At 53.8% G+C, this 11116-nt stretch carries 10 protein-coding genes and 2 pseudogenes; 3 read left to right on the top strand and 9 right to left on the bottom strand.

The features are described 5' to 3' along the window. Positions 1-7: 7 nt before the first annotated feature. Positions 8-703: a fimbrial biogenesis chaperone gene (locus tag ACR809_RS12885; RefSeq protein WP_122051315.1), complete on the bottom strand. Its 696-nt coding sequence runs from the start codon at positions 701-703 to the stop codon at positions 8-10. Between the two features lie 77 nt (positions 704-780). Next, positions 781-1344 (bottom strand): fimbrial protein, encoded by a 564-nt coding sequence (locus ACR809_RS12880; protein ID WP_004143457.1) that lies wholly within the window; start codon positions 1342-1344, stop codon positions 781-783. A gap of 444 nt (positions 1345-1788) precedes the next feature. Here ACR809_RS12880 and ACR809_RS12875 point away from each other — a divergent pair, with 444 nt between their 5' ends. Further along, positions 1789-2076 carry a hypothetical protein gene (locus ACR809_RS12875; protein WP_004176193.1) on the top strand — a complete coding sequence of 96 codons (288 nt, stop codon included), beginning with the start codon at positions 1789-1791 and terminating at the stop codon, positions 2074-2076. A 226-nt stretch (positions 2077-2302) separates the two neighbouring features. Here ACR809_RS12875 and map read toward each other — a convergent pair whose 3' ends face one another. From map to ACR809_RS12860, 3 genes are all read right to left on the bottom strand, one after another. Further along, positions 2303-3085 (bottom strand): type I methionyl aminopeptidase, encoded by a 783-nt coding sequence (gene map / locus ACR809_RS12870; protein WP_004179825.1) that lies wholly within the window; start codon positions 3083-3085, stop codon positions 2303-2305. After that, on the bottom strand, positions 3066-3284 hold the full coding sequence (locus ACR809_RS12865) for a ParD-like family protein (RefSeq protein WP_002904808.1): 219 nt from the start codon (positions 3282-3284) through the stop codon (positions 3066-3068). The genes map and ACR809_RS12865 overlap by 20 nt, the downstream gene beginning before the upstream one ends. Before the next feature lie 289 nt (positions 3285-3573). Next, on the bottom strand, positions 3574-3822 hold the full coding sequence (locus ACR809_RS12860; protein WP_002904810.1) for a hypothetical protein: 249 nt from the start codon (positions 3820-3822) through the stop codon (positions 3574-3576). Between the two features lie 296 nt (positions 3823-4118). Here ACR809_RS12860 and ACR809_RS12855 point away from each other — a divergent pair. Continuing rightward, positions 4119-5123, top strand: a pseudogene (locus ACR809_RS12855) (diguanylate cyclase domain-containing protein); the annotation flags it as partial. On the opposite strand, the pseudogene ACR809_RS12850 reads toward ACR809_RS12855, so the two are convergent. The 3 genes and pseudogenes from ACR809_RS12850 to ACR809_RS12840 all read right to left on the bottom strand — a co-directional run. Then, positions 5123-5716 (bottom strand): annotated as a pseudogene (locus tag ACR809_RS12850) (MFS transporter); the annotation flags it as partial. The pseudogenes ACR809_RS12855 and ACR809_RS12850 overlap by 1 nt on opposite strands. A 745-nt stretch (positions 5717-6461) precedes the next feature. Further along, positions 6462-7790, bottom strand: a complete 1329-nt coding sequence (locus ACR809_RS12845) for a 6-phospho-alpha-glucosidase (protein WP_004143438.1) — start codon at positions 7788-7790, stop codon at positions 6462-6464. Between the two features lie 11 nt (positions 7791-7801). After that, a complete protein-coding gene (locus ACR809_RS12840) occupies positions 7802-9334 on the bottom strand; it encodes a PTS transporter subunit EIIC (protein ID WP_099451562.1) in 1533 nt (510 codons plus the stop codon). A gap of 267 nt (positions 9335-9601) precedes the next feature. Between ACR809_RS12840 and ACR809_RS12835 the strand changes: the two genes are divergently transcribed. After that, positions 9602-10300, top strand: coding sequence for a GntR family transcriptional regulator (locus tag ACR809_RS12835; RefSeq protein WP_002904825.1), 699 nt, complete (start codon positions 9602-9604; stop codon positions 10298-10300). Between the two features lie 5 nt (positions 10301-10305). Here the strand turns inward: ACR809_RS12835 and ACR809_RS12830 are convergent, their stop codons facing one another. After that, positions 10306-11049, bottom strand: coding sequence for a sulfite exporter TauE/SafE family protein (locus tag ACR809_RS12830; protein ID WP_002904827.1), 744 nt, complete (start codon positions 11047-11049; stop codon positions 10306-10308). Positions 11050-11116 lie beyond the last annotated feature (67 nt).

Genomic DNA, 11116 nt, shown 5'->3' with positions numbered 1-11116 from the left:
CAGACGCTTAGTGCGCCGAAACGGGGGCGCTAAACGTCTGCACAGCGCCAAAGTCATCCAGAATGCGCCAGCTCACCTCGCGGGCGCAGGCCTCGCCGGGGAGGGCATACTCTTCACGGCTGTGAGGAGCAATCACGCTGCGCTCAAGCGGCGTTTTCTGGTTCTGGCCCGCGCAGCTGAGCGTGGTGATAGTCACATAATAGGGGGAGGCATTCTCCGCCTGCAGGTGGTTGCCGCTGACCCGCCAGCGCAGGTGCTGCGCCGCGTTGAGCGCCGAGCCAGGGAGCCCTGCCGGGCGATAAATGAGCTTCAGTTGATTCTTTATAGCAAATTGCAGAATGTTCTCGCCAGCCGGCGCGGTATTGGCAGGGATCACTTTGATATTCAGGGTGAACAAACTTTCCCGATCGTTTGGCATTTGCGCCGAGGTTAATAACACGCGCAGATCGTTGCTGTCTCCGGCATCCAGACGGAACAATGGCGGGGTGACGATAAACGGTGATTTATTATTATCAGCCAGATCGTCTACCCAGCTCTGAATAAGCACCGGATCGTGAGGATTGGTGTTTTTTACCGTGATGTCTGCCTCATGGCTTTGTTCATTATAAATGACACGAGTGCCGGCAATGGCAACCCCGGCGGCAGACGCCAGGAACGGGCAAAAGAGAAGGCTCAGGATAAAAGCCGCTTTATAACACTGCATAATTGAGGATCCGGTCACGAGGAATGAGAATAAGGGCAGGGGGACGCTGCCCTTGGAAAAGTGGCAATCAGGACATTCTATTCGTACACAATATCAATATTGGCCGTGGCATTAATATTGCCGGCAGTGACATCCTGTGAGGAATCGCTCTTCAGATCGGCAATAAAGTTAAATGCAATATCACCGTTTTCGTCGGCTTGCGAAACCGCCGTTTTGCTCTGCTTGTCAAAGGTCAGCTGAGTGCCTTCCGTTGAGCCGTCAGGGGAAGAGAAGACTTCAATGCCCACCCCTTTGGCGGTATCCGCGGCGTCGGAGAGCGCCAGCACGGCGGCGCTGGTGCCGTTAGCGTTGGTGTCCGGAGTACCTTCCAGGCTGATACTGATGTTCTGCGCCAGTGGGCAACCGGTGAGGTTGATAGTGAACGGCGTTTCTGCGGTTTTCGCTTCATGGGATTTCAGCGCCGACATATCGACGTTGCCAAAATCGACATTAACATCGCCACCGTTATTGGCGATCTGGCAGGACTCGTTAATAATTTTACCGGTGAAATTCAGTGTACCCGCCGCGCGGGCGGTGGTCACAGTAGCCAGACTTAAGGCCAGCAGTGAACCAACAACCAGCAGGGTGCCTTTTTCTTTCATACTCAAACCTTATTAAATAATCACAAGTTAACAAAAGCATTTAACATTTTTAAAGCATGTTTTTTATTTCTGTTCACAAAAAACGGTAAGCATCACTAATGTATATTACCGTCGGGGGCGGGATTATACGGAGAACATCGTAAAGGCCCATTGATAAGATGTGTTAAGCTGTAACATTATTTATTTTTTGGTGTAAGTATAATCTCATTAAATATTAAAAAGAGTCCCATATGTATAATGCATTATTTCCGGGAGATAACTGTTCTGAGCAAATTTTACGAAAAAGTTGCTGTTAATCCCGGCAGTTGACCGGGTGGCCCGGAATAATCATTTACGCTGCCGCTATTTTGCAGTAGCGTGGAGTGACGGCAGGAAGCCGCAGGTTGTAGGGCACAGAAACGATGCTGTGCCGCTCAGTGTCACCCGTTATCAAGGAAGATTGCTATGTCTCCATTCCGTCTCGCTCTGCTATGTCTGTGCCTGGCGCCGCTGGCGTCGTCTGCTGCGCTTTCCGGCCAGGTTCATTTTTCAGGACGGGTCATCAATCCGGCCTGTGTTATTGCCCCCCGGCACGATCGTATCGATGTCTCGTGCCAGCACCATTCACCGGAACAGGTCGCCTTGACAAACAACCGTCCTCGCTACGCCATGCCGGACAATCGCGGTGAGGTCAGTATTCACTGGCGAAATGCGCAGCATAGTGAAGCGGATGTCATTATTCGCTATCGCTAAGGTAGGATAAAGGCAATGAAGAGTAAGCTGATGCAAGAAGGTAAAGGATAAACCGTTGTGCGGTTTATGCGCGCATCAGCCATAACCAGCGGGCAGGCGCGCGCGCAGAAATCATTCATGAAAACAATTATTGCCGCCGCCCGGCGGCAGAATCAGGTGTCGTCTGGCGCCCAAGCGAGCTCCGGGATCGGAAAGCGGCCCACCGTCATAGAGAAAGGGAAGCAACTCAGCGGATCCGCGACTGTTCATCGTCGCGTAACGTCAGCACCTCAAAACCGTTGGCGGTAACGGCCACGGTGTGCTCCCATTGCGCGGAGAGTTTTTTATCGCGGGTAACCACCGTCCAGCCATCTTTTTTGGTTTTGATACGGCTGTCGCCCTGGTTGACCATCGGCTCAATGGTGAACACCATGCCTTCCTGCAGCACGGCGCCTTCTCCGGGGCGGCCGTAATGCAGCACCTGCGGTTCCTCATGCATTTCCTGACCGACGCCGTGACCGCAATATTCTCTGACCACGCTATAGCCATGTTCCTCCACCCAGCGCTGAATAGCGTGGCCAATATCGCCCAGCGTCGCGCCAGGCTTCACCACCTCAATGCCTTTCCACATCGCTTCATAGGTAGTCTTTACCAGCCGGCGGGCCAGCGGGGAGACATCGCCTATCAGGTACATCTTACTGGAGTCGGCAATCATGCCCGCTTTCTCGAGGGTGATATCGACGTTAACAATCATCCCGGAGCGCAGATGTTCGGTCGCTTTGGGGATCCCGTGGCACACCACATCGTTAATGGAAGTGTTCAACACATAGGGAAAATCGTATTGCCCCTTGCTGGCCGGGCGGGCGTGCAGCTGGTTGACGATAAAATCTTCCACTCGATCGTTAATCGCCATCGTCGTTACGCCGGGAACGATAAAAGTATCCAGCATATCAAACACTGACGCCAGCAGCTGGCCGGCATGGCGCTGCCGGGCGAGTTCGTCGGCGGTTTTAATGATTATTGATGGCATTGATCACCTCCAGCAGACGGTCAGAGCCGGATTTCAGCATCAGCAGTTTGATCTGCTGGTGGTTAAGCTCAGGGTAGAGTTCGCTCATCATGCCCAGACGGATCCAGTATTCCGCCTGGGCATTGACGGAGCGGGACATGGCTTTGCTGGCATCACGAATATCATCGTGCAGCAGATCGGAGATTTTGACGATTCCCATAGATATATACCGTAATGATTCGTATATACATCGTATACAATCCAGCGCGGGATGTCCTTGGCATTTTGTGGCGTAGATGGCGAGCACCATGCAAAAAAGCCCGACCAGCGGGCTTATATTCAGCATTTTTTCGGGTTAAAAATTCGCGCTGTGCACCATGGCGAAAATTACCCATTAGATTATCGGTATGCAGAAAGAAAATAACATGATGGCGACGCATCAATATATTTTATGCAGGTGTTAATTTTGCGTATTAATAGTCTCCCGTCAGGCCGGGAATCCGAAGGATTTACAGCGCGTCAGTGAGTTTATCCACCACCACTTTACCCGCATTATCGAACTGCGTAATGCGGAAACTGTCGCTCCAGGAGCGGCGGGTGGTGAAGCGGTCGAACAGGGATACCCGGCCTTTGCGCTGGCCATCTTTACTTAAAATAACCCATTCGGTCACCGAAGAATAATGCTGGCTATTGTCATGCCGACTCTGTTGTTCAACAAGCTGGTCTTCTTTTTCCACTTTTAAATAATCACGCAACATATTTAACCTCCATAGAAAGTATTATTAACATTACTCCTTTTATTTATTCTTTCAATCAAACTTTTTAATCAATAAAAGTAACTATTAGTGGGCGACCTAAGTGCAAAAATCGCGGGGAATATCACTCCTTCGGACGGCCTGGTCCACTACGCTTAACGAGAGCGTCCGCCGCGCCTACTGCGGTGTCCGGGTCAGAAAGAGGCCAACAAAAGGCTATCTCCTTGTATTCTTAATAGGCGTAATTCTGCTATATCTAATGCGTTTTGCCACGATCAAGCCACAGAGAGCGCTGTACCATGAGTAACGATCACCTGACGGATATTGCCTATCGCCACTTTATTGAAAGCGTTAAAGATTATGCCATCTATATGCTGAGCGCCGACGGCACGGTCATTAGCTGGAATGAGGGCGCCCGCCGGGCAAAAGGGTACCTGAGCGATGAGATCATCGGTCGCTACTTCGGTCTCTTCTATAGCGAAGCTGAGCAACTCTCCGGTGTACCCGCAAAAAACCTGGAAATCGCCCTGCGTAGCGGGCAGTTTGAAGGGGAAGGCTGGCGGTATCGCAAAGACGGGTCCCGATTCTGGGCGCATGTCATGATCGATACCATCCGCGATGAGCAGAACACCCTGCTGGGTTTTGCCAAAATTACCCGCGACATTAGTGAACAGAAGGCGATTAACGACCGCATCGCCTGGATGGCGCGCTACGATGCGTTAACCGGTTTACCCAATCGGGTGGAGTTTTTTGAACGGGTGGAGAAGCTGATCACTGGAAATGATGCCCGCCGCTTTGCCATTTTCACGATCGATTTAGACAAATTTAAAGAGATTAACGATCTGCAGGGCCATCTGATTGGTGACCAGCTGCTGCAGCGCGTGGCGGGCGCCGTGCTCAAAACGCTGCAGAAGGAGGAGATGGTCGCCCGCTTCGGCGGCGATGAGTTTGTGGCCGTTAAACCTTTTTCCGATGAAGGTGAAGTGGATGCCTTTGCTGCGCGCCTGTGGCACTGCTTCAGCGGTAAGCAGACGTTTGCCGCGACGGAAGTGGTTCTCTCCGCCAGCATTGGCATCTCAGTCTACCCGGAGGACGGCACGGATATTAATACGATACTGAGCAATTCCGATCTGGCTATGTATCGGGCAAAAAGCAGCCTCGACCATAAGATTTGCTGGTATGAACGTGAAATGGATGACAAGACGCGGCAGCGCAATATGATGGCCGCCGATATCCGGCGCGGTATTCACGCCGGGGAGTTTTCGCTCCACTATCAGGCTATCCGCAACATCAAAGATCGTAGCTCCGGCGCGCGCCACATGCCAACGAACAGGCAGATGGCCGGAATCGCTTGTACCAGCAGCATATAGCGCCAGACGTCCGGCAGATGGCCCCAGATGATGCCAATGATCGCGTTGATGGCAAACGCCGCCAGCTGGCCAATGACGATGGCGACTTCATTCAGGCCGGTCAGCTTGCCGCGCATCTCGGTAGGCGCCACTTCTGAAATAAAAGTGGGGGCGGTGACCGAAGCGCCGCCGACGGCATAGCCCAGCAGGGCGCGGGCAATCAGCAGGGTAGTGATATCGGGGGCCGCGGCGGAAAGCAACGCGCCGATGAGAAAAACAAAGGAGAGAAAGAGTAAATATTTACGCCGGCCGAAGTAATCGGCAAATTTGCCGCCAAACACGCTGCCCAGCGCGGCGCCGACCAGCAGAACGCTCATTACCAGCCCTTCGGTGGTTGGGGTTAGCGCCATGTACTGCTTCAGTGAGGAAAAGGCGCCGTTGATAACGCCGGTGTCGTAACCGAAAAGCAGGCCGCCGAAGGTGGCCACTAAGGTGATCTGATGAAGTCGTTTTCTCTGTTGCTGGTTCAGGTTTGTTATAAATGACATGGTAGTCCCTTTATTTTGTTGAACGACACAAGATAAAAATACATCTCCCCAGTCAGGATTTATCACGCCTGTGTTGTCGTATCTAACTGAATTAAATGATTTTCTTCTTTGTGTAATTGCTCAGCACAAGGCAGGGTACGCTAAGCAATGGCGGTCAAAGAGGTTTACGGCTTGGTGTTGACATGGATGTAGTCGATATCCGTTCTCCTTTGCGGGTTAGCGGTCTTTAGTGCGTCAGTCGCGACGACATTTGCCGATGAACAGCGCTCTGGTGTGGCACGTTGCTGTCGCTCCGGCGATTTACCGTGGTAAGAATATGGCACAAAGAAATGGAATGAACATGCAACAAGATCACATTATGAAAATTTAATTTCAAATCAGTGTTGCAGAATGGTAAATGCATGAAGCCAATCACAAAGGCTAAAGGGAGTATATCCCCATGAAAAGCAGGTTAAATTTACAGTGAGGTAATAACGATGTTGTTTTCAGTGGGTTAATGTAAATCGAAGAATACTACGCAGATCACATTTTTACGCCATAATATTGAAGAATAGAATTTATATTTCATTGTCACGATCGGGGCAAAATGAAGATAGAGGCCTTTTACCTCCGGTCTGAAGGGGGAAATGAGCGATTCGCTTTGCCCACGGGGGAGGAGGTTAAGGATGAATGCATCACCGGGGGAAACACCGGGTAAAAATGCAGAGAAGGGGGATTCTCTGCATCTTACCCATCACGAAAAAGATCAGTGCAGTGCGGGCCAGTAGCCTTCGTTGGCGACGATCAGTTCATCGAGGATGGCTTTCGCCACCGAAGCGCTGGGCACCGTTTTCGACAGGGCGATGGCCTGCCACAGTTTCTGGTAACTGCCCTCAATCCAGGCGTCAACCACCAGTTTCTCAACTGCCACCTGCTGCTCCATCAACCCTTTCTGGAATGACGGGATTTTCCCCATCGCCAGCGGTTCCGGACCATTAACGCCCACCAGGCAGGGGACTTCCACCATCGCCGTCTCATCGAAGTTGGCGATGGCTCCGTTGTTCTCGACGATCAACAGCATCCGCTCCTGGGTGTTAAAGGCGATGGCGCAGGCGAGGTCGACGATAAAGGTGGCATGGGCCCCGGCATGGAAATGCGCGCCTTCCGCCGTGCCGCGACGGGTGATCTCCCGGGCCATATCAAAGACCTCTTTTTCGCGTCCGGCCATCACCTCGTTGGCCCGCGTAAACTCCGGGTCGGAATGCGCCACTTCATAGTCCGGGTAGAGATAGTATTTCAGATAGGTGTTAGGCAGCGTCGACGGATCGAGGGCAAACACATCCTTCACCTTTTTAAAGGTCTCGATCCAACTCGGCGCCTTATGCTGAAAGTCTTCTTTTGGGCTGCTGTATCCCTGCTCCGCCACGTGACGCTTCAGCGCCGGCATCAAATCGTTACCGGCTTTATCGGTGATGCTGGTCCACCAGCCGAAGTGGTTCAGGCCATAGTAACGAACGTTCAGCGCTTTGCGCGACGGCAGGCCGAGGATGTCGGCGAACAGACCCTCGATAGCCACCGGCATATCGCAGATGTTGATGATGCGCGCGTCGGGCCGCAGGCGACGGGTCGCTTCCGCGACGATAGCCGCCGGGTTGGAGTAGTTGAGCATCCAGGCCCCTGGAGCGTACTGCTGCATATAATCGACCAGCTCCAGCACCCCTGCAATCGAGCGCATACCGTAGGCAATCCCACCCGGACCACAGGTCTCCTGGCCCGGCACGCCATATTTCAGCGGGATCTTTTCATCCTTTTCCCGCATCTCATACAGGCCAACGCGAATATGCGCCATCACGAAATCGACGTCGGTAAAGGCCGCCTGCGGATCGGTGGTATAGCTGAACTTCACCTGTGGGAAGCGTTCAGCCACCAGGATGGCGCAGGCGTCGCCGATAGTCTTCTGACGCTGGTGATGGTTGTCATACAGACGGATCTCCCGCAGGGGAAAGCGCGACATATTTTCCAGTAACATCATCACAATCCCAGGGGTATAAGTACTGCCGCCGCCGGCAATGGTGACCACAAAATTATCTTTCATTTACCACCTCGTTATTCAGTAACACCCAGACTGGCGTTGACCGCCGTTCGAATTTTGTTAACTCCCAGGCCATAGATAACCTGGACATGGTTTCCTTTAATCAGCACGCTGCTCCCGCCGCTCTCTTTCAACAGCGTCTGCTGGATAAGGGCGGGGTCCCGCACATCAACCCGCAGACGGGTAAAACAGTTGCCCACCGCACAGACATTCTCTTTCCCTCCCAGCCCGGCAATCACCAGCGCGCCTTTATCCGGATGCTCGCTATTAGCCTGTTGCGAATGCTCATCTTCGGCTGCGGTTTCGCGGCCCGGGGTGAGCAGCCGCAGACGGGTAATACAGAAGGTGCCGACCAGGTACATGGTCGCGGTTTCCAGCAGACCGAGGGCGACAAACACCGGCCAGCGTGTCGCGCTGACTCCCGCCGGGAGGTTATAGACGACGAAATCGATGAGACCGTTAGTGGCGCAGACCCTGACGTGAAGCAGCCAGGCCAGCATCTGGAAAAAACCGTCCAGCAGGGAGTAGATAAGCCACAGCAATGGGGCGGTGAAGATAAAGAGAAACTCAAAAGGTTCGGTGATCCCCACCAGGACGGAGGTAACAATCAAGGGGATCAGCGTGACTTTCAACCGCTGCTTATTCTCCGCTTTCGCCGTACGGTAGAAGGCGAGCGCCATGCCGGCGGTGCCAAAAATCTTCACCATCCCATAGGTGAGGAAACGGGCGGAATCACTGAGCGCGTCAACGGGGTGGCGGGCGATTTCGGCCAGGAAAATAGGCTTAGCGCCAATGACGGTCTGACCATCGATCAGCAGCTGACCGCCGATAGAGGTAAAAACGAACGGCGACCAGATCAGATGATGCAGCCCGGTGGGGATCAGGAACCGGTTGAGAAAGCCGTACAGGAAGACCCCGATGGCGCCAAAGGATTTCATAAAGCCGGTCAGCGCCGAAATGCCCAGCTCCACCACCGGCCAGAGATAGACGGTGGCGATGGCGAACACGCCAACCAGCGGCAGCATCACGATCAGCACCAGCTTACTGTTGCCGTAGATCGACAGCGCGCCGCGAAACTCAATCCCAACCACGCGATTATGGACAAAGGCGACAGCGCAGCCAAGGATAATCCCAAGGAATACGCCCATATCGATAACCTGAAAACCGAAGATAAAGGTTTGTCCGCTGCCGTACAGTTGCGCGTTGGTGGCTCCGGTCGCCAGGCGATGGGTGAGGGTTAGCCAGCTATTATTCGCCGCCAGGTACATCAGCCAGGTCATGGCCGCCACGAAGGCCGCTTCGGCCTTGCGGGTTTTCGCCAGACCGCTGGCCAGCCCAAGGCAGAACAGAAACCCAAGATGGTTCATCAGCGCCCAGAGCATACTGGAGACAAATTTCCCCATCAGGTAGAGCCCGCTGCTTTCATCCACCCACAGCCGGTTGGTCGTCATGCTGAACAGGGCGATCAACAGGCCGATAGCTGGCAGATACAGCACCGGCCCGATCATCGCCTTGGAAAAGTCCTGAAGCTTTTTCACTCCAATCATGGTTGTCCTCTCGTCTTTGCAGACCGCTGTCATCACCTGATGAATAGGCTTATCAGACTAGGAGCAGACCACCGGGAACCCGAGCAGGAAAAGGACCATCTGTGACGAAAGTCATATATATTATTGCTGGACAGATATATAAATATGGCGTGATTTATAGATGTGTCATTGTTGATTTTTTCGCTGCAAGATAAAAATAATCATCTAATTACAGGAAGTTATTCATGGTTACCGTTGACTGGCGCCACTCCATCGAGACATCTAAAAGTGATTTATAAAAAGATTGCCACTGAACTGAGGACCCGCATCAACAGCGACGACTATGCCGTCGGCGATATGCTGCCCAGCGAAAAAGCGCTCGCCGCGGAGCTGAAGGTCTCGGTGATGACGCTGCGCAAAGCGCTGGCGCTACTGGAGGAAGAAAAGCTGATCGCGCGGCGGCACGGCAGCGGAACCTGCATTGTGCGTAAAAGTAACTATCATGGCGGGGAACTGGAGGGCTTTAACTACCAGATGCAGGTGGTGGGCGTCACCAACTACCGTAACAAAGTTATTGAATTTACGCTGCTTGATGCCCCGCCAGCCATTGCCCAGCAGTTAAAGATCCAGCCGGGGGAGAAAGTGTATTACGTCAGACGGCTGCGGCTGATCGATGAGGTCCCAATCCTGGTGGAAAACAGCTATATCCCATTCGCCACCTTCCCCTGGCTCAGCGTGGGTAACCTCGAGCAGTCTAAGTTCAACTATTTCAAAAAAGAGTGCCATATCACCATCATTGAGAGCCACCGCAGCTATACCCCGGTGCTGGCGACCCGTGAGCAGGCGGAGCTGCTGCAGGTGGCGCCAAACAGCCTCCTGCTGCGGGTGCAGTCGATCAGCTACGCCCAGAACCGGGCGATCGTCGATTTCTCAGAGATCTACCAGAACACCAGTAAGTACAATGTGAAGCACATTACCCGCCGCTAGAGGATTCAGACCAGCCATCCCCGGGCGATCAGCTCTATCCCCAGCGCCAGCAGGAACAACAGAAAGCCCTGACGAAAGCGCTGCGGGCTGAGACGCGAGCGGATCCGCTGTCCCAGCCACATGCCGAGCAGCGCCGGCAACAGCGCCAGCGCCGACAATAGCCATGCATCATCATGCCAGCCATCGTGCAGGGCGAGGCCAGCCGCCAACGCCAGAGTGGAAAGGGTGAACGACAACCCCAGGGCCTGCACCAGCTCGTCGCGACGAAAGCCCAGCGCCTGTAGCCAGGGAACGGCCGGAATAACAAATACCCCGGTCGCCCCGGTGATAACGCCGGTCAGCCCGCCCATGAGCGGCGACAGCCACTTCTCCACGCGGCCGGAAACCTGAAACACCGGACTGCAGAGCGCATACCCGGCATAGACTATCAATGCGGCGCCAAGCGCCAGCGCCGACCACCGAGGATTGAGGCCGATCAGCAGTGAGGACCCGGCCAACGTGCCAATAATAATCCCGGTCATCATAAGCCAGAGACGGCGTACAATCTGCGCCAGCGCCGGGCCTGCCAGTAACTGCCAGAGATTGGTGAGCAGCGAGGGAAGCACCAGCAGCGCCGCTGCGGCCTGCGGCGGCATCAGCAGGCCAAGCAGGCCCATCGCCACGGTGGGCAATCCCATGCCGGTCACCCCTTTGACCAGCCCGGCGGCAATAAAGATCAACAGGAAAGAGATCGTGTGTAAATCGAACATTATGGCTCACTTTTCAGGGTAGAAAGGGGCATTGAAACAGCTGGTCGTGAGGGCCACAATGCGGTAT

Origin of the sequence: Klebsiella sp. CD33 (assembly GCF_051992865.1) — a bacterium.
GTDB lineage: Bacteria > Pseudomonadota > Gammaproteobacteria > Enterobacterales > Enterobacteriaceae > Klebsiella > Klebsiella pneumoniae.
This window is presented reverse-complemented; position numbering and strand designations above follow the sequence as displayed.

Bases quoted from the DNA above. Each gene is read 5' to 3' on its own strand.
- ACR809_RS12830 (WP_002904827.1), bottom strand. From the start codon at position 11,049: ATGTTCGATTTACACACGATCTCTTTCCTGTTGATCTTTATTGCCGCC.
- ACR809_RS12845 (WP_004143438.1), bottom strand. From the start codon at position 7,790: ATGAAAGATAATTTTGTGGTCACCATTGCCGGCGGCGGCAGTACTTAT.
- map (WP_004179825.1), bottom strand. From the start codon at position 3,085: ATGCCATCAATAATCATTAAAACCGCCGACGAACTCGCCCGGCAGCGC.
- ACR809_RS12880 (WP_004143457.1), bottom strand. From the start codon at position 1,344: ATGAAAGAAAAAGGCACCCTGCTGGTTGTTGGTTCACTGCTGGCCTTA.
- ACR809_RS12875 (WP_004176193.1), top strand. From the start codon at position 1,789: ATGTCTCCATTCCGTCTCGCTCTGCTATGTCTGTGCCTGGCGCCGCTG.
- ACR809_RS12885 (WP_122051315.1), bottom strand. From the start codon at position 703: ATGCAGTGTTATAAAGCGGCTTTTATCCTGAGCCTTCTCTTTTGCCCG.
- ACR809_RS12860 (WP_002904810.1), bottom strand. From the start codon at position 3,822: ATGTTGCGTGATTATTTAAAAGTGGAAAAAGAAGACCAGCTTGTTGAA.
- ACR809_RS12840 (WP_099451562.1), bottom strand. From the start codon at position 9,334: ATGATTGGAGTGAAAAAGCTTCAGGACTTTTCCAAGGCGATGATCGGG.
- ACR809_RS12865 (WP_002904808.1), bottom strand. From the start codon at position 3,284: ATGGGAATCGTCAAAATCTCCGATCTGCTGCACGATGATATTCGTGAT.